The sequence below is a fragment of the Deinococcus peraridilitoris DSM 19664 genome, assembly GCF_000317835.1.
GTDB classification, from domain to species: Bacteria; Deinococcota; Deinococci; order Deinococcales; family Deinococcaceae; genus Deinococcus_A; species Deinococcus_A peraridilitoris.
On sequence record NC_019789.1, the window covers coordinates 424,626 to 442,500 of the forward strand.

Below are 17,875 nucleotides of genomic sequence, written 5' to 3' on the forward strand. Positions count from 1 at the left end.
GGGAATGCACGTGGCGCTCCTGACCAGTGCTTACCTCAAGCTGGAGCTCGCGGCTGTGGAGGCTGTTTGGGTGGTCGCAGGGTGACGTGACAGTAAAACTCTACCGTGGCGTGTAATGTCTCGGTGAACCGCTGCAAATCCGCGGGTTTGGTGATGAAGGCGTTCGCGTACAAGTGGTAACTCCGCCACGCGTCCGCTTCCTCATTGGAGATGGTGAGCACCACGACGGGGATGTTGCGATCCAGCGGGTGCGTCTTGATCACTTCGAGCACCTCAAAGCCGTCGCGGCGGGGCAGGCGGAGGTCGAGCAGGATCAGGTCGGGGCGTGGCGGGCCTTGCCTTTCACCGTCATTCCTGAGGAAATCGAGGGCTTCGGCGCCGTCACGAGCGACGTGCAGGGTCACGCTGACGGGGAACTGCATGAGGGTTTCCCGGATGAACTCCACGTCCAGGGGGTTGTCTTCAACCAGCAGTATCTGACACATCTCTTCTTGAAGATAAAGGCTGCTGGCGTGCTGGGAGCAACGTCTCCTGACTTGTTCAACTTCACGTGGGGTGTTCCTCAGCGTCTCCTGAGAGTCGCTTTTGTACCGTCACGGCACCGTGCAAAAGGGAACGTCACGACTTCATCCGGCGTGTCGGCGGAGGTGAAATCACCGCTGCGGATGCGGCCCGCCTGTACGGCGTCAGTTCCGCCACCATCGCGCGTGTCCTCAAACGTCACCGCGCCCTGACCATCCCTGCTGAAGGTCGCGTATATGAGACTCACGGGATTCGCCCGTGAACGACCCGCAAATACCGGGCTTCACGCTGCCGTCCACGCCGACGCCCTTCGATTCGGCCAGACTGCTCGGCGCTGTTCCTTGGCCACTCTGAACGGTCAGACGCTTTGCATGCCACCCTGGAAGACCGCGTTCGTGAACGCATCCGACAACTCGACGAGGAACGCGCGGCGCTCGACCCACGCGTGGCGTTCACCGAGGCGGTCGGCACGGAAACCGGTTCGTGGCGGCTGGACGAGCAGGCCACGCGGATGGTGCGCACCAATCTCTAACCTCAGTATCGGGTAGTACGAACCTGAGGGGAAGGCTGGCGGGCGTGAGCAAGTCGGAGGATCTTACCGCAGAAGTAATGGCGGAGATTCGCGTGCCCTCTTCCTGCTTTGCTGTCAGCGCTACCGAAGCAGCAGCTTGAGGCTTGAAAGCAACACCTGACAGACCAGAATCCGGACAAGCGCGTTGGAGAACGGCATTCAGCCGTCAAGACTACAGGTGTTTCGGCAGGGAGAACGCGAACGTCGCGCCAGCCTCCACCTGCCCTTGCGCCCATACCCGCCCACCGTGCCGATGCACAATCCGCCGCACCGTCGCCAGCCCCACGCCGGTCCCTGCGAATTCATCTGCCCGGTGCAGCCGTTGAAAGACGCCGAAAAGTTTCTCCTGGAACCTCGGGTCGAAGCCGGCGCCGTTGTCCCGTACGAACACTGTCCATTCGTCCGCCCGCTCCTCCGCCCACACCTCGATCAAGGCTTCATCACGCTTGCCGGTGTACTTGACGGCGTTGACCAGCAGATTCTGCATCACCTGCCGCAGCAGGTCCTGATCTCCCGCCACCAACGGCAAGGCGTCAATCTTCCACCGCACCTGCCGCTCCAGCAGATCCACTTCGAGTTCTGCTCGTATGGCACTCACCAGCTGGCCCAGGTCTACCAGCCGCACCAGCACCGGGAGGCGCGATGTGCGGGACAACTCCAGCATCGCGTCAATCAGGGTGTTCATCCGCAGGGCGGCTTCTTCGATCGTGCGAAGTGAACGATCCGACTTCTCGTCGAGTTTCTCCCGAGGTTCTTGCGGAGGATCGCGGCGAATCCCGTGATGTGCCGGACGGGCGTGCGCAAGTCGTGCGACACGGAATACGAGAAGGCTTCGAGTTCCTCGTTCATCATGCGCAGCTTCCCGCGTTCCTCCGCCAGTTGCGCTGCACGACGCGCTCGCTCGAGTGCCAGCGTCAGGCTGTGCAGTGCCGTTTCCATCACCGCTTTATCCACCGGCGTCCACGCGCGCTGCTCGAACAATCCCACGCCCAAAACCCAACGGGCGCGCCGTCTATCAGCAGCGGAAGTGTCGCAACCGCATTGATGTGCGTCACCAGATCCACGGAAGTATCCGCACCTCTGGCGTACACGTCCTGGTACAGCGGCAGCAGCGTCTCGAAGGGCCTCATGACCGAAGACGCCGCTTCAGGGAGCCCGGCGTTCACCACGGCTTGCAGCGCCGCGCTGCCGATGTCGCCAACCTGTGACTTCAACTGCCACAAGTGATCTTCGAGTTCGTAGTACACGCTGTACCCGGGGGGAGGAGATGCAGCACGATTTCCTGCGTGCGCCGCACCAGGGCATAGCGGTCCGTCTCGAAAGCCAGTTCTCGGGAGAGTTCAGCAAAGTTGGCGAGGGCTTTCGTGCGGACTTGGAGTTCAGCGTGCTGCTCGTGAAGCTGGCGTTGGGTCAGGACATGCCGGGTTGTTTCGGTCACCAGCAGCAGCGCGCCACCCACCGCTCCGGCGTCGCGGATGGGGCTGTAATTGAGCGTGAAGTAGGTGTCTTCATCATTCCCGTTGCGCTGGAGCACCAGGTGCTGATCGACGAACTCGTAGCTCTCCCCGCGTTCCAGGACGCCTTGGAAGATGCCTGCGGTGAAGTGCCGCGATTCCGGCCAGCAGTCATGGGTGGGTTGTCCGAGCCCGCTGGGGTGTTTGGCGCCCATCAGGTCGCGGTAGCCGTCGTTGTACAGCTGCACCAGATCGTGGCCCCACAGCACCAGCATGGGGAATGAACTGGCCAGCATGATGTCGAGGGTGGTGCACAGCGTCTGCGGCCAGGTTTGCGGGTGCCCGAGGGGAGTCCGCGTCCAGTCGAGGGCGTGAATGCACCGCGCCATTTCACTGGTAACAGTGAAGCAGGAAGGAAGGACGTCAGCGCGGTCAGCCACGGGAACGCTATCAGGGTAGCGAGTGTGGATCGAACCTCGACTTAAGGAAGTCTTTATCCTGTGATGAGGGCGAGCAACTCCGGCACATACACTGACGTTATCGCTAGAGACTGTTTCAAATATCAGGTCAGTAGCCGAGCCTGGTGTCTCACCGCCTCTCCGATGCCCAGTGGCACTTTATCCAACCGTTCCTGCCCCTCACAACAACCGTGGTCGCCCCCGTGCCGATGATCGTCGAACGCTTGACGCCATCCTCTACGTCCTCCGCACCGGCATTGCCTGGCGCGACCTCCCCGGTGACCTCGGGTCTCCTATCACCGCCTGGAGAGGCCTGAAGCACTGGCAAGCCCTGGATATCTGGGAACTCCTCTGGCGCACGGCCCTCAACGTTTTGGAGTCCAAAGGGGCTGTGGATTGGTCGCAGGCGCAACTCGACGGCTCGTTCGTTCCCGCAAAACGCGGTGGCGCTGCTGTCGGACTTACACGCAAAGGAAAAGGGACCAAGTGGATGCTCGTCACTGATGCACGTGGCACCCCGATTGGTTACCATCCCGACAGTGCCGGTTTGGCCGAAACACGCTTGGCTTATAAAACCCTTGGAACCATCGGTGTCCGGACCATAAGCGGCCGAGTCAAGAATCGCCCAGCATGTTTGGTCGCGGACCGAGGGTATGACAATCGTCCGTTTCGGCACTTCCTGCGTGTGCGGGGCATTCGCGCCTGCATACCTGAAAAACGCCGTCCAGAAGGATGGAAACCGAGAAGGGAACGCCCAACAACGTATTCCAAGGCTGATTACGCGCAGCGTTGGCGGATTGAACGCACTTTCGCATGGTTGGGCTATCAGCGACGCCTGCTGATTCGTTGGGAGCGACATGTCGACGTGTACGTCGCCTTTTTCACTGTCGGGGTGCTGATGTTGGTGCTGCGCAGGTTATTGCATCCGGTAGCATGACGGACATGACGGGGCGGGACACTGGTTTGAATATGCGTCTTGTGTACGAGCAACTGCCGTTTCTCAGTGTGGCTCCACCACCGCTACCGTGGCGTCAAAGTGCCCTTCGAGCAGTGGGCGGTCTCACTGAAGTTGGCTTTGCATCAGGATCGGACGTGTTGCTGATCGTGTCCCACCAGGGCCGGGGCGTTCTGGATTGTGTAACAGGGGAATTGCTCGACCGTGACTACACTGCGGGCGATGAATGGTTTGACGCGAGCGAGTTGATGGTGGAGGGTATTGGTCCGCTGGCGGGGCAGCACGTTCGCGTTGCGGGCCTTGCTGGGGGTGGGTTGCCGGCGGCAACGAGTAACCCGGCAACGCGCGCAGAACCACAATTCGAACGCTGAACGAAGGAAGAGCGCCCGAACCTGGTGCTCTTCTTTCGCACGTTCGTCCTGTGACAGTTGAGTACAAGAACGGACGGAGGCTGTCCTGCGTGTACAGGTTGTGGCAAGTAGCTGGCGCCTGAGGTGTACCGGAGGTTCAGGCTGCCTGCCACACGGTCTCTTGCCACGTCTGAAGGCAACTTTCTGGTGATGGCGACAGTGCCCAGCGGGACAGTAGAGCGGGCGGGTGGAGGTTCGTGATCCAGGCGCACGCGCTGAGAAAGCCTTGCGCTTTATGTCGTTACCGGAACCCTCACCGTTGCCGAACACGGCACGGTGTCGGGCGATGCGACTGTCTTGGGCAGATCGGGCGGCTGCAAGCCCGGTGCTGCGTATGCTCCACTGAGGCACGAGGAGGTATCACATGCGTCTGATTACGATCCGCGCACCGGCAGGGCATGGCCAGCAGGTCGCGACCACAGCATTCGAAGCTGGGATCTCAGAGGTCGGTGTTCACCGAGCGGCTGCCCTTAGGTCTGACGGGCAGGAACGCGCGCAGGACGTGGTGGAGGTTGCGACGTCCATCCCGAAGGCAAAAGACTTTATCGAGCGGCTGATGAGTGCACCTTACTACGACCCCGGCACGTACAGTCTCACGAGCCGTCACCCGGAGTCCATCTTCGGGAACGAACCGCAGGCGGAAGAAACCTACCCGGTCGTTCGTCCCAGCCCCGACGTGTACGCTGAACTGTGGCAGTTCGTGCAGGTCACCTTCAGTCTGGCCGGCCGGGTGTTCCTGTCGGCGGTGCTGGTCGCGTACGGCATGGTCGAGGATCACCTGCCGCTGATCATCGCAGGGTTGCTGTTCTTGCCATACCACCATCACATGATCGGCGTGGCGCTCGGTGCGGTGCTCCGCGAGCGCCGGTTTCTGGGGCAGGCATTGTGGGCACTTCTGGTGAGCACGGTGCTGATCGTCCTCGCCGGGGTAGCGGTCGGACTTGCCCTGGAGCCGCCGATCAAGTTCGACGAGTTCGGCAGCCCAGTGTCCGGTGTGATCATTTCCATGGTGATTGGCGTGGCGGCCGGTCTTGGCAGCATCGACGCGGCGGGCCGCAGGGAACTGATTGGTCTGGCCGCCACGGCGCACATTGCGGTGCATCCCGCCTGGTTCGGTCTGAAGTTGATCTTCGGCTTCGAAGGCTCAGGCGAGTTGAGCGAGCATCTGCTGATGTTCTTGCTGAACACGCTCGGCCTCGTCCTCGCAGCGGGCGTGACGTACGCCCTGACGGTCATGCAGGGCGGCGGCATTCGCCGCTTCGAAAAGAAGATGCACAACAGCGGCGCGTGACGCATCTGCCGGTAATCGATGGCTGCACGTGGGTTGCGGTGCTGATGCGCCGTGACCTGCTGGGCCTGCGAGCGTACCAGCAGTGCATGCTCTGCACGGCAAGTGCGCGGGGCAGGTCGATCAGCTTGTGTACGCGTTCAGCCAAGGCGCTGTGGTCAGAATCGTATCGCTCAAACGCGATGTCTTGTCATGATTAAACTCGTTTGTTGCAGCTGCATAGGGCTTGATGACTGCTGTATAAGAGCTGGAAAAGGCCACTTGGGATAACCTGACGGCTGCCGAGAAATGTTCGGCAAAAAAGGGGTCGCTGCCACGCTGGTAAAGTTTTCGAACATACAAGTACTTCATTTTGACGAGAACGGCGCAATAAAACACCAGAAAACACCACGCCGACTGGCTACGCTGAACGCTATCCTAAGCGCATGCCCGAACAGCCTGCGGCGCCTCAGGTGCCGCCCCCGTCCCTGGCTGAACGCCTGCAAGACGTCACTGAGGCGCTCGCCGCTGCGTCCACGCCTGCAGACGTCTTCGCGGTCGTGCTTACCCCTGCCCTGCAAGCCCTGGACGCTATCGCGGGCGCGGTGCTGCTGGTGAACGAAGCGGGAGACGGCCTGGAGATCGCCGCCACCCAGGGCTACCAGGAAGGCGCCCAGACCATCTGGCACGACGGGTCCTTAAGCGGCAATATTCCTGCCGGGGACGCTTTGAAGAAACGCGAACCCCTCTTCTTCGAGCTGCAAGGTGACCTCGTACGCGCCTACCCCGAACTCGAAGAACGAACGGGGGCCATTGCCCCGCTCACCAACGCCGTCCTGCCGATGTTCCTGGACGAGCGGCCGCTCGGCACGATCGTGCTCGACTTCCAGGAACCACACGACTTCACCCCCGAAGAGCGGCGTTTTCTGCGCACCCTCACCGCGCAGTGCGCCATCGCCCTTGGCCGCGTACGCCTCATGACCGACTTACAACGCCAAGTGCAAGAACGCGTTCAACAAATCGAGCTGGACGCCCGCGCGCAAGAAGCGTTCGTGGCCCTGACCGAACTCATCGGCTCGCAGTCGGACGTCCTCATCCTCGTTGCTCAGGCACTGCAAGTGCTGCGCGCGCGCTTCACGGACGGCAGCGGTGGGTACTACGTGCTCGAAGACGACGTGTGGAAGTTACGCGTATGGACGAACGACCTGAACGATCAACCGGAGTTGCTGCGCGTCTTGCAAGCGGGTTTGCCATACGATACACCCGTCTTCGTGGAGATCGTCCGCACAGGCACACCCACGTTTGTGGAGAATTGGGACGCCGGGCGTGAACAGGTGGAGCAGTCTGAGACCTACGCCAGCAGCAGCGGATATCCACTCGTACAAGACGGTCAAGTCAAGTCGGTGCTCGCCCTGGGCCGTCTGCAAGAGGCGCACTGGTCTGAGCAGGACAAAGCCGTGGTGCGCGCCGTAGGCCATAGTCTGGGACTCGCCCTGGAACGTACGGAGCAAGCGCAGCGCCTCGCCACTCAGAACGTTGAGCTCGACGCGCGCACCAAAGTGCTGGAGGGCTTTGCGGAACTCACCCGCGATCTCAGCGTCGAGGTGGACGGACACACGCTGGTGAAGCGCGCCCAAGAAGTGGTGATGTCGCTGCTCACTGAGGGCTACGCGCTGTACTACGAACGTCTGGACGGCTTGTGGCGCAACACGGTGCAGACGGGCGAACTGGGACCGACGCCCTCCGAAGCGGCGGCGTTGCAGGCCGTGGTGGACGCAGGCTTCCCCTACGATGCGCCGCAAAGTCTGGTGGTGCCGTGGACGACCCGGCAACCCTTTTACCAAGACGAGTACCTGCGGGGCGGCGACACGGACGCGGCCCTGGTACAGTACGTGAACACCGTGGCGACCCTGCCGGTCTTCGTCAACGGCGAGATCGCCGGCATCATCTGCTTCGTGCTGTTCGAACCACGGAAATGGACAGGCACGGACAAAGCTGTGATGGAGACCGTCGTGCGCAGCCTCGGCCTGGCCCTCGAGCGCGCGCAGGGCGTAACAGACCTCGCAGCGCGTACAGATGAGTTGGCGCGCGAGCGCACCTTTTTGCGCGCCGTGCTCGAAAGTCTCACGGAAGGCATCGTCGCGTGCGACCCTGAGGGACGCCTGACCCTGTTCAATGAAGCGACACGCACCTTTCACGGTCAAGAAGCTTCAGCCTTGCCGCCCGAGGAGTGGTCCGGGCAGTACGATCTGTTCGAGGGGGACGGCGTGACGCCCCTGGTGACCGAGCGCATCCCGCTGTACCGCGCGTGGCGAGGCGAGCGTGTACGGGACGCCGAAATGGTGATCCGTCCAGAGAAGGGTGAAGCGCGCAGCATCATCGCGAACGGCCAGCCGATCTTCACAGAAAACGGAGCGCCCTTGGGCGCGGTGGTCGCAATGCACGACGTCACGGCGCGCAAGCGGGCCGAGGCGGACTTGCAGCGCCGCAACGAAGAACTGCGGCGGTCCAACGCGGAGCTGGAGCAGTTCGCGTACGTCGCCAGCCACGACTTGCAAGAACCCCTGCGGACCATCACGAGCTTCTCGCAGCTGCTGGCCATGAAGTATCAGGGGCGGCTGGATGAGAAAGCCGATCTGTACATTCGGCTGATCGGGGACGCGACAACGCGGATGGGAACGCTGCTGCAGGACCTGCTGGCGTTCTCACGGGTCGGCTCATCCGCCCGCCGGCGGGACGTGGTGGATTTGAGGGACGTGCTGGCGCAGGTGAAGCAGGACCTGCAAGCGCAGGTGGAACGCACTGAAGCGCAGGTGAGCATCGGTCCTCTGCCCAGCGTCAGCGGGGACGGCACGCAACTGCGGCAACTCTTCCAGAATCTGCTTGGGAACGCATTGAAGTTCCGTCACCCCGACCGAACCCCGGAAGTGCATATTCACGCGCACGACGCAGGAGACCAGGTGAAGATCACAGTGCGTGACAATGGCATCGGCATCGAACCCGAGTATTTCGACCGGATCTTCACCATCTTCCAGCGGCTGCACACTCGCGAGACTTACGAAGGCAGCGGGATCGGGCTTTCGATTGCCCGAAAAATCGTCGAGCGACACGGCGGGCAGATCTGGCTGGAAAGCACCTCGGGAGACGGTACGGCGTTTCACGTCACGCTTCCACTCGCACCAGGAGGCGCGGCATGATCAACCTGACCAACGTTGCACTGCACGATGTCCTGTTGGTCGAGGACAGCCTCGCGGACGTGGTGTTGATGCAGGAAGCCGTCCAGGAAAGCATGCCCCACACCCGCTTGAGTGTCGCGGGACACGGTGTGGACGCGTTGCGTTTCCTGCGACGGGAAGCAAGCTTTGAGGACGCCCCCCGGCCTGACTTGATCCTGCTGGACCTGAACATGCCGCTGAAAGGCGGCCTGGAGGTGCTGAGTGACCTGCGCGACGATCCGGAACTGCGTTCCATTCCGGTGCTGGTGTTGTCCACTTCGGACCGCAGGGAGGATGTCGAACGGGCCTATGATCTGGGGGCGAATACGTACCTGGTGAAACCACGGGACTTGCCGGGCTTCTTTGCCTTGATGCAGCAAATGAATGACTACTGGTTCCGCTCAGCGCGACTCCCCCAAGGGAACAAGTGGTGAAGCGAGTGCTGCTGGTAGAGGACCATGACCCGGACGCGTTGCTGCTGATGGAGTTGCTGGAGTTGGCCGCCGCTCCGTGGGAGGTGAAGCACGTGAAGACCTTCCGTGAAGCGGCGTTACGCTGGCCGGAAGGACAGTTTGATGCGCTGCTGCTGGACCTGGATATTCCGGATGGCTTCGGGCTGGAGTTACTGGCCCGCGCGTTACAGGTCGTACAGGACGTTCCAGTGCTGGTGTTGAGTGGCCTGATAAACCCGGAGGTCGCGGTGAGGGCGGTGCAGTTGGGTGCGCGGGGGTACGTGTTGAAAGGCTTCGGGGCAGCGGAGCAGCTGGTGGAGCTGCTTGATCCGTCCCCATGACGAAAGGTGGCTGCGGAGGGTCATAAACTGCAGTCCGGACGCTACTGTTTCCATACGTCCTCCAATGCCTTGTGGTGGACCCTGAAGGTCGTGTGATATGTACGGTCACGCGTCGTGCGGATCAGCACGCTAGCCTGCACCATGACTCCTGACGACCTCAACCGCTGGGTCGACTTCCTGACCAAAGAGCAGAAAGAAAAGCTGAGGTGGCTTCAGAACCACCGGTGCATGCTCGAAGCCAGTTGGGCGCCTAAAGACACCTTGCAGGACCTCTCAGAGGGCGTGGTGCTGGAAGTCAAGATTGACCGACACGGAGTTGTGAAGGCGCGCGGCACGGATATTTCTGAGATGTTCGATTACGTGTTCAACTCGGCCAAGAGCCTCTTTGAGTACGTTGAGAAGCACGATCCGGAATGGAAAGGCTCGAACGATCGGCAGAGTTGATATTCGAGGTGCGAACCGAGCTGTTACGAGAGGCGTGCTGGAAACCATAGAACCAAAGATCGCCTCAAACCAGAGAGCCACCGATCGTGGCGGCTCTTCTTCACCTGGCAGCGCAGTTAATTTCCGCCCGCATTCAGGCGGTCCGGGAGTGCCATGAACAGCAACGCGCCCGCTTCACCTGCCGGTGCCGCCTCTGCCCAGACGTGCCCGCCATGCCGAGTCACGATCCGGCGACTGTTCGCCAGGCCAATCCGCTCACTCGCACCCAAGAATGAACTGGGCACCTGAAACACCTCGAAGTACCGCTGCGCTTCCTCAGCCGTCAAAGAGAGCCCGTTGTGCCGTACCCAAACCACCACCTGCCCGTCACGCCCCTCACCCTCCACTTCGATTGTCGCGCCAGGCGTGTCTTTCGTGGCGTCGAGTGAAACCGCCAGCAGCTCACCGAATACCTGCCGCAGCAGCATCGGATCCCCCGTGATGTACGGTAGCGTTCCCAGCACCCACTTCACTTTCCTGCCTTTCAGCAGTGGCTCCAGGTCACTGCGGACCTGCACGACCAGCTGGTCCAGCGCGACGAGTTCCTCGGTCAGCTCCCGGCGTTCCAGCACGGCCAGCAGCCGAAGCTCATCCATGCGGCGCTGCACGTGCTTCGCTTCTTCCCGCAAGTGGGTGAAGAGCGCCCTCGCTCGCTCGTCCATCGTGTCGTGCAGTCTTCGCTCCAGCAGCCCCATCAAGGCGTCCACGCGTCGCATCGGTTCGCTCAAGTCACGCGCCACGGCAATGGCGTACGCGCGCAACTCCGCGTTCAGGTCCTGCAGGTCACGGGTGCGCTCGGCCACCTTGCGTTCCAGCATACGGGTGAGGTCATGACTTCTGGTTTCGAGTTCCTTGCGTTCTGAGATGTCCTTGAAGTACACGGACAAACCGTCCGGGGTAGGGTGAACGACCATCTCGATCCACGCATCAAGGGTGCGTGAGCGGGTCTCCACGCGCACCACCTGCCGTTCCTGTGCGGCTTCGAGGTGCGCGAGGTACGCTTCGCTCCCGACCGCGTGCGGGAATTCCTCCCAGCATGATTTGCCCAGCAGATCCTCACGCCGGCGATGCCAGAGTTCCTCGGCGCGCTGGTTGACGTACGTGAAGCGCCAGTCGTGATCGACCGCGTAGAACGCGTCACCGATGCTCTCCAGGATGCGCACCTGTTGCTGCTGTCCGAGCAGCTGACGTGCATGTCGCATGCTGCGATCGAGCGCCACGGCGCACTGCACCGCCAGGGTGTTCAGGAACTGCTTTTCTGCCAGAGAGAAGTCGTGAGGTTCGCGGAAGTCAAGGACCAGCACGCCCAGCGCCTGTTCGTTCAGCACGATGGGCAGCACGGCACTCGCCAGGGGACTGAGGGCGCCCGTTTCGTGCTCCAGCTGTGGGTACTCCGCTTTGAGGGTCGCTGAATCCTCGAAGAACAAGGCTTCCTGGCGCTGCATGGCGTGAATGGCAGGAATATGCCGGTCAAGCGGTCCGTCCTGCCAGATGGTCTTATGGTCCTGTTCGTAGCCTTGCCGGGCGATGAGTTCCAGTTTGTCCTGTGCGGCGTTGATCAGCAATACCGCACCGGCGACGGCGCCAAGGCTGCTGAGGGCAGGGCGCAGGATCACTTCGGAGATTTCGCGTTGTGGTTGGATGGGACTGAGTGCCTGCGCGACCGCCTGGAGTTCATCGCTGAAGATGGTGGGTGCCTGCCGGGCGGGTGAAGACATTCAGTGAGGCTAGCGTCCGCTGAAAGCTGCTCGGCGAGAAGCGGGTGGAGGGCTCTTCAGACTTTCGAGTAAGTGTGCTTTCAGTCGAGCCGTTCCGTGGTGTCCGGCTGATCAGTGCCCTTGTCGCGCGAGTCGGTGGCGCCCTGCCCCCAATTTCCACCCATGTGCTTCGATTGCCTCGATGACGCCCCACCGGACGGCACGAAGGTCAGTTGTGCCGTCCGGCCCTTCGCTGTACTCGTTATTGAAGCGCAGCGTGAATCGCTCGGAGTTGGCCTGCTGCGAGCATCGTTGTGGCTCCAGCGCTGCCCAGTTCAGAAGGATGTTCTGCATCGTCTTTCCTCTCTTAGAGTGCGAAATTGGGTGATGCTTCGCAAGCTCGCGTTATTCGTTGTCGGCCTAGCACTCGCGGCCCTCTGGGGTTTCATCGTTTACTTGGTCGTCGGTTTCACGCTGCGCCGGGCGTTGCTCAACATCGCGGGCTGATACCCCAATTGCAGGCGTTGTAGTTGTACGATGCCTGCGGTGGCCACCTTCAACCGAAAAGAAGTTGTCGAAGCAATTCGTGCTGCCTTTCGTGACGTCACCCTCGGGGATGGCGTGCCACTTCGAGAGTCGGACGTCATCGACGACTACGGAAGTCTGGAGGAACGAGCTGCAGCACGCGCTCTGGATTTCCAGGGACCATGGTGGGAAGTGCCGCGTGAAGATCTCAAAGAGTACTCCAGCGTGTTCATCTTCATGGACGCCCAGGGCTTTCGGTACTACCTGCCCAGGTACATGACGGAAGCGTTGATAGAGACAAACGGCAGGCTTGGCACCTTCGCCTGGATGACGCTTGAGATTCTGGAATCGGCGCAACAGTTCGGACACCTGCCAGATTTTGATCTTGCCCAGAAGCGCGCCATTCTTTGCTTCGTTGAGGCCTTGGAGCACCTGGAACCTGGCATTGCAACGGCCCCTTGTTTCGGGCGCGATTATCTTGACGTGTGGGCCTACTGGGCAGAACAGGTGCAGGAATGATCGGGTTCGTACTGTAGGAGTGTCGGCAGTGCCCTCTATTGATCGCGTTACGGGTTCGCATTGATATTCTGTCGAGATGCCCGTCTGGCAACCGGCCCGCTTCTCCCGCACTCAACTTGAAGAGCGCCGTCTCGCTGCCCTCGAATGGATTGAGCGTAGTACCCACAGGAATCAGGAAATCGCCGATGACTTCGGCGTCTCAGTCCACACCGTCTACAGCTGGAAAGCCCGACTCAAACGAAACGGCAGTCTTGGGGCCACCGTGGCTCAAGGACCCACTTCACGTCTCACCGCAGATCAACTCGCACAGCTCCGCACCTTTCTGCGCGACGGTGCGCTGCATCACGGCTTCCCGGATGAGACCTGGACCACCCGGCGCGTGAGTGCCTTGATTGGTCGTCGATTTGAGGTCTGGTACCACCATGACCATGTCCGGCACATCCTGCGCCAGCTGGGATTTACACCACAGATGCCCGATGGACGGGCGGCAGAACGCAATGAACTTCGGATCGCTTCCTGGCGGGAACAGCTGGCCCCGGAGTTGAAAAAAAGGTGGCTGAAGGGGCCACGCTGGTCTACCTCGACGAGGTGGGATTCGCGTTGAAAGGTGTCCGAAGAAGGACTTGGTCGGCCAGGGGCGTCACGCCGCTGGTCTCGCTGCCCGCGAACTGGGAGAAGCTCTCGACCATTGGGGCGATCACGTCGGATGGACAGTTTTTGCAGAACACCAAGAAAGGCGCGATCCGCAGCGCGGAGGTCATCGAGTTTCTCCAGCATCTGCTGCGCCACATTCAGGGGCAGGTCGTAGTGGTGCTGGACAACGCCGGTATTCATCGGGTCAAAGCGGTTCAGGCGTTCGTGGAGAGCCAGGAGCGCCTGTCACTGGTGTATTTGCCGCCGTACGCACCGGAATTAAACAGGGTTGAGCTGGTGTGATTGTTCGTGAAGCGGAAGGTGCTGGACAACTTCTGTGCGCGTACGGTCAGGATATTGAAGGAGAAGCTGGTCGGTGCCTGGCAGCGCGTTCGGTACATCGACTTGCCACGACAGTTGTTGAATGCAAACTTACGCCGCGATCAATAATTACTCTTTGTAAGTTAGGTATGGGACACGACGTGGCAGACCGAACTACTCTGGGTGCCCAAAACCGGTTTTGAGCAAGCGTCGCCACGTCGCCCAGTCCCGGCCCCAAAGCCCGTACAGCTGCGTGAATCTCCAAGTTCGTTTCTGCAAGGTTGGGTTCGGCCGGAACACGTCCCGGGAGGTCCTATATGACGAACCCGGAACTCTTCGTCGGTATTGATGTTTCCCAGGCGCGTCTCGATGTCGCCCTCCACCCCTCTGGGGAGACCTTCCATGTCACCAACGACGAAGGCGGCTTTGAGCTGCTCTGCACCCGCCTGGCCGCGTTGTCGCCTACGCTGATCGTCTGTGAGGCCACCGGTGGAATGGAGCGCCCAGTCGTGCTGGCCAGCACGCTCGCACACCTGCCCATCGCGGTCGTGAATGCTCGGCAGGTCCGCAATTTTGCAAGAGCGACAGGCCAGCTGGCCAAGACCGACCGCCTCGATGCCCTGATCCTCGCTCACTTCGCGCAGGCTGTGCGGCCAGAGGTGCGCCTTGTCCGTGACGAACAGATCCGTCATCTTGAAGCGCTCGCCGTTCGGCGCCGGCAAATCGTCACGATGTTGACGGCAGAACGAAACCGGCTGGGGGCCACCCACGATCAAGGCGTCCGAATTCATATCGAACACTTGATTGCCCACCTCCAAACGCTCCGCAAAGACCTGGACCGAGAGTTGTTGGACGCAGTGCAGGCTCACCCAGCGACACAGCACCGCTTCGAGCTGCTGTGCAGTGCGCCAGGGATCGGTCCAGTGGTCGCTCTGACGCTCCTCTCAGCGTTGCCGGAACTTGGCATGCTGTCCCGAGGGCAGGTTGCTGGGCTGGTGGGGGTCGCCCCACTCAATCGGGACAGCGGACGAATGCGGGGAAGACGCACAACCTGGGGTGGCCGGGCAGAAGTCCGCACCGCGCTGTACATGGCAACCACCGTCGCCGTGAGGCACAATCCAACCATCAAGGCGCACTATGAGCAACTTGTCGCCAGGGGGAAACCAAAGATGGTGGCACTGATCGCCTGCCTGCGAAAGTTCGTTGTCCACTTGAACGCCATGATTCGAGCTGATGAACCGTGGCGCGACCAGCCCGGCGTAGCAATGAAACCCGATGAGTCGGTCGGTAGCATAAGCTAGAGGAGCCGACTTCGAAGTGAGCCAACAGAGCTCGTGCCGGTCCGACACGGATCCTTGTTCGAGGTCGGCATTTTGTGTTGTCAATAGCTTGAGCGGGGCGTTGGCGTTTGGCGACCACAGGACACGTCCTGTGGTCGCCAAACGCCAACGCCCCGAAGGATTCACCTTGACATTCAAGACAGCTGCTCAATACTGGCCGACCACTGCTTCGCCGGTGAGCGAATGGCGTGTCCTCGTGTCCTTCATGGTCATATGTCGTACACAGGAACACGCCATTCTCGAGCTCCGCACTTCCCCGAGAGTGCTCGAGATCTTGCCACGTCCAGTAAATTTCGCAGAAGGCAAAATCCTTCCTGGAAATTCAACTGGAGTGGCATCTGCACCTTCCAGACTTCATGTGATCCGCAAGCAAAAAACGCGTTTCGTTCTGCCCTCACCTCAGATGCGTTCCAAAGGGCCTGGCAACCGGCGAGCCTCAGCCGGTGAGCCCGCGCAGGACGGCTCACCGGCTGAGGCTGAGTTCGGCATGTTCACTCAGACAACACCAAGTCCTTCAGGTCAAGAGGGGCCCCTGACATACCAGGTGCCTTTTCGTTCAGCGGCGTTGATGTCGCTCGAAACGCTCCCCCGACCATGGAAGTAGTCGTTCATATTCGTTCGGTTGTTGTTTCCGTAAAAGCCCATATATGCCCACTGCACTTTCCTGCTTTGCGTGTCCGTTGCGGCCTGCACCCACGCCTCGCGCACCTTCATCGCGTCATTCCCGAAGACCCACAAAATCTTCTGGCGCAACATGTAGTCAGCGAATTTCTCCCCTTCGTTCGAAGTGTCCTCGGATATGTTGTGGTACCCGAGCATCATGTGCAGGCCCTTGAACGAGGGTCCCCAGCGGTTGGCGACGCCGCGACCACCTGCAGTGCGCTGCAGCACCTCACAGGCCGCAAAGACCATCCATTCGAGGTCCGTATTGCCCCACTGCACCGTGTCCCCAGCGCTGATGTCCAGGAAGCTATCGTCCCGGCTCGAAGAGAAGAGAACCCCCGTCGGCATACCGTGGCCTGTAAAGAAGCCAAGATCGACCCGATCTACGAGTTCGGACGGGCCACTTTTCAGGTGCTGCTCGTACGCGGACGCTTCTGACTTGTTGTACGCAACGTTGATAGCGTCACGCTGAAAGCGCGCCGCGAAATTGTTCCCGTTTGCAACGGAGAGAGGAAGGTTGTCCTGCCCGACACGGCTGTACGTCATGCCAACCGACCACACGCCAACCTCAACCGAACTGTCCTCAAGGGGCCGGATTGCTTTCGGCTCGAGGAAGGGATAGCCGGCGGTGATGCTCGTGGTCTTGCCAGCTTCCACGCTCAGGCCATTCGCGTCCGTCACGACGACGCTCAAGGTCTCGTCGACGAGCGTACCCGCGTCCTCCTCGGAGCCGACGAAATAACGCACGGTCGGCCCCTCACCCACGACACCCATATTTGACGACACCCAGCGGTATGTGTATGGAGCGGTACCACCGGCGACGTGCACGCTCGCTTCAATGTCGTGATGATCGACGACGTTCATGCTGACCGTGGGGGTAGGTGCCGCCTGGACGGCAGGAACGTACACGACCTTGGAATTCACGGTCTGGCCATTGACAACCGAGGTGTACACGTAGCGGTAGTGCGGGAAGTACTTCGTGACGCTCTTCAGGGCGAGCGGAGGCGCGTAATACACCAAGTCGCGCCGAACGGTCGGCGACACCGCGGACCCCTGCGCACTGAGGACATCCTTGCCGATCCGCTGCTGAGCGCGTGCGTCCGCCTGCTGCGCCGTGATGACCGGGACCTGCTCGCCTGACTGGACGCCGCGCATGGCGTACTGAACCTGCGATACCGCACCTGCCGGGTCGAAAACCACTTTGACTTTCGCCCCGGGACCCGCGAGCGGAAGTCCGTTGAAGCTGAAGTCGTACCCGACCTGCGTGTCAATCGCCTTGGATACGTCGACGGTTCCGTCATCCTGAACGGCCTCGAAAGTCGCGTGTTCAACCTCGGCCTTCCCACCGGTCGTGGCGAGCCCGGCCGCGCTGAAAGCCGCTTGCGTACGCGAGGCAGCCTGTCCGTCGGGATAAACCGGCATCGCGTTGATCGCAGCGAAATCGAAGGCAGCGTTGGTCGTGGGTGTGCCTTCCTCGTTGGGCGTGGTGTCGGGGAGCGGCGTGGTAGGCAGCACATGGAAGCGCGTCGTGTCGAGAAAGCGGATGGCGCCGTCCGTCTCGTCGTACGGAGTGACCGGGAGGCCAAAGGCGGCCTGTAAAGCTTGAGCTTGTCCGAGGGTGGGGCCTTGCGAGATGACAGTGAGCACGGGTAGCGTGCTCGAGCTTGGTGCGCTGCCCGTCTTCGCGCAGCCGGCGAGCGACAAGGTGATCATGGCACTCAGCATCCACCAGCTCGAATTGTGCGACAGGTGTGACTTCATTGGCCTCCAGTGCGCGTGCCGTCCAGGTGAGTTTTTGATGGACGCACGTGTCGCGCCACCTGCACGGAGGGCGACCCCTTCACAGTGGCCTCATCCGGCTCACGCACCGCTTACGTTTGAGGCGGCATCCGCCGACCGCGTGATGCTCTCATACGTTCGAACGTCCCAAAAGCGCCCCTGAAAACGCTGGCAGGTCGGCATCAGGACGCCTGATGCGAAGTCACGTACGCACTCACGCCGGAAGCGCCAGGATGAAGCTGCCGAAGTGCCTCATTTGCGTCGAGCGAA

General features: G+C 61.2%; 16 protein-coding genes and 1 pseudogene. 10 read left to right on the forward strand and 7 right to left on the reverse strand.

Going from position 1 to position 17,875, the window contains the following annotated elements:
• Nucleotides 1-35: 35 nt before the first annotated feature.
• The gene (locus DEIPE_RS20755; protein WP_015231508.1) at nucleotides 36-485 is read right to left on the reverse strand and encodes a response regulator; all 450 of its coding nucleotides are present in this window, start codon (nucleotides 483-485) and stop codon (nucleotides 36-38) included.
• A gap of 404 nt (nucleotides 486-889) precedes the next feature.
• Here DEIPE_RS20755 and DEIPE_RS24290 point away from each other — a divergent pair, with 404 nt between their 5' ends.
• Nucleotides 890-1,054 carry a hypothetical protein gene (locus tag DEIPE_RS24290; RefSeq protein WP_157449122.1) on the forward strand — a complete coding sequence of 55 codons (165 nt, stop codon included), beginning with the start codon at nucleotides 890-892 and terminating at the stop codon, nucleotides 1,052-1,054.
• Nucleotides 1,055-1,265: 211 nt separating this feature from the next.
• On the opposite strand, the gene DEIPE_RS20760 is transcribed toward DEIPE_RS24290, so the two are convergent.
• Genes DEIPE_RS20760 through DEIPE_RS20770 form a run of 4 tightly spaced genes read right to left on the reverse strand, consistent with a single transcriptional unit; the run spans nucleotide 1,266 to nucleotide 2,936 of the window.
• Nucleotides 1,266-1,778: a sensor histidine kinase gene (locus DEIPE_RS20760; protein ID WP_052326866.1), complete on the reverse strand. Its 513-nt coding sequence runs from the start codon at nucleotides 1,776-1,778 to the stop codon at nucleotides 1,266-1,268.
• Nucleotides 1,775-2,047, reverse strand: a complete 273-nt coding sequence (locus tag DEIPE_RS22785) for a hypothetical protein (protein ID WP_157449123.1) — start codon at nucleotides 2,045-2,047, stop codon at nucleotides 1,775-1,777. The genes DEIPE_RS20760 and DEIPE_RS22785 overlap by 4 nt, the downstream gene beginning before the upstream one ends.
• Nucleotides 2,032-2,307: a hypothetical protein gene (locus DEIPE_RS20765; RefSeq protein ID WP_169316629.1), complete on the reverse strand. Its 276-nt coding sequence runs from the start codon at nucleotides 2,305-2,307 to the stop codon at nucleotides 2,032-2,034. Before DEIPE_RS20765 ends, DEIPE_RS22785 begins: the two co-directional genes overlap by 16 nt.
• Entirely contained in the window at nucleotides 2,304-2,936 is a 633-nt protein-coding gene (locus tag DEIPE_RS20770; protein WP_041231835.1) for a PAS domain-containing protein, read from the reverse strand. The genes DEIPE_RS20765 and DEIPE_RS20770 overlap by 4 nt, the downstream gene beginning before the upstream one ends.
• A gap of 220 nt (nucleotides 2,937-3,156) precedes the next feature.
• Between DEIPE_RS20770 and DEIPE_RS23490 the strand changes: the two genes are divergently transcribed.
• The 6 genes from DEIPE_RS23490 (at nucleotide 3,157) to DEIPE_RS20805 (ending at nucleotide 10,089) form a co-directional block, all read left to right on the forward strand.
• On the forward strand, nucleotides 3,157-3,942 hold the full coding sequence (locus DEIPE_RS23490) for an IS5 family transposase (RefSeq protein WP_083865924.1): 786 nt from the start codon (nucleotides 3,157-3,159) through the stop codon (nucleotides 3,940-3,942).
• Between the two features lie 792 nt (nucleotides 3,943-4,734).
• A complete protein-coding gene (locus DEIPE_RS20785) occupies nucleotides 4,735-5,661 on the forward strand; it encodes a hypothetical protein (protein WP_015231509.1) in 927 nt (308 codons plus the stop codon).
• A 422-nt stretch (nucleotides 5,662-6,083) separates the two neighbouring features.
• Nucleotides 6,084-8,834: an ATP-binding protein gene (locus DEIPE_RS20790; protein WP_015231510.1), complete on the forward strand. Its 2,751-nt coding sequence runs from the start codon at nucleotides 6,084-6,086 to the stop codon at nucleotides 8,832-8,834.
• On the forward strand, nucleotides 8,831-9,286 hold the full coding sequence (locus tag DEIPE_RS20795) for a response regulator (RefSeq protein ID WP_015231511.1): 456 nt from the start codon (nucleotides 8,831-8,833) through the stop codon (nucleotides 9,284-9,286). The genes DEIPE_RS20790 and DEIPE_RS20795 overlap by 4 nt, the downstream gene beginning before the upstream one ends.
• Nucleotides 9,283-9,645 carry a response regulator gene (locus tag DEIPE_RS20800; protein ID WP_157449124.1) on the forward strand — a complete coding sequence of 121 codons (363 nt, stop codon included), beginning with the start codon at nucleotides 9,283-9,285 and terminating at the stop codon, nucleotides 9,643-9,645. Before DEIPE_RS20795 ends, DEIPE_RS20800 begins: the two co-directional genes overlap by 4 nt.
• Nucleotides 9,646-9,759: 114 nt before the next feature.
• Nucleotides 9,760-10,089: a hypothetical protein gene (locus DEIPE_RS20805; protein WP_245557662.1), complete on the forward strand. Its 330-nt coding sequence runs from the start codon at nucleotides 9,760-9,762 to the stop codon at nucleotides 10,087-10,089.
• A 116-nt stretch (nucleotides 10,090-10,205) separates the two neighbouring features.
• Here DEIPE_RS20805 and DEIPE_RS22795 read toward each other — a convergent pair whose 3' ends face one another.
• Nucleotides 10,206-11,846: a sensor histidine kinase gene (locus DEIPE_RS22795; protein WP_015231514.1), complete on the reverse strand. Its 1,641-nt coding sequence runs from the start codon at nucleotides 11,844-11,846 to the stop codon at nucleotides 10,206-10,208.
• 516 nt (nucleotides 11,847-12,362) lie between these two features.
• Between DEIPE_RS22795 and DEIPE_RS22800 the strand changes: the two genes are divergently transcribed.
• The 3 genes and pseudogenes from DEIPE_RS22800 to DEIPE_RS20830 all read left to right on the forward strand — a co-directional run bounded on the left by DEIPE_RS22800 (nucleotide 12,363) and on the right by DEIPE_RS20830 (nucleotide 15,124).
• Nucleotides 12,363-12,869, forward strand: coding sequence for a DUF6714 family protein (locus tag DEIPE_RS22800; protein ID WP_015231517.1), 507 nt, complete (start codon nucleotides 12,363-12,365; stop codon nucleotides 12,867-12,869).
• A gap of 76 nt (nucleotides 12,870-12,945) precedes the next feature.
• Nucleotides 12,946-13,952: pseudogene (locus DEIPE_RS23495) on the forward strand (IS630 family transposase).
• Nucleotides 13,953-14,140: 188 nt separating this feature from the next.
• Nucleotides 14,141-15,124 (forward strand): IS110 family RNA-guided transposase, encoded by a 984-nt coding sequence (locus DEIPE_RS20830; RefSeq protein ID WP_015231260.1) that lies wholly within the window; start codon nucleotides 14,141-14,143, stop codon nucleotides 15,122-15,124.
• Between the two features lie 558 nt (nucleotides 15,125-15,682).
• Here DEIPE_RS20830 and DEIPE_RS22805 read toward each other — a convergent pair.
• Nucleotides 15,683-17,587 (reverse strand): DUF6345 domain-containing protein, encoded by a 1,905-nt coding sequence (locus tag DEIPE_RS22805; RefSeq protein WP_015231519.1) that lies wholly within the window; start codon nucleotides 17,585-17,587, stop codon nucleotides 15,683-15,685.
• Nucleotides 17,588-17,875 lie beyond the last annotated feature (288 nt).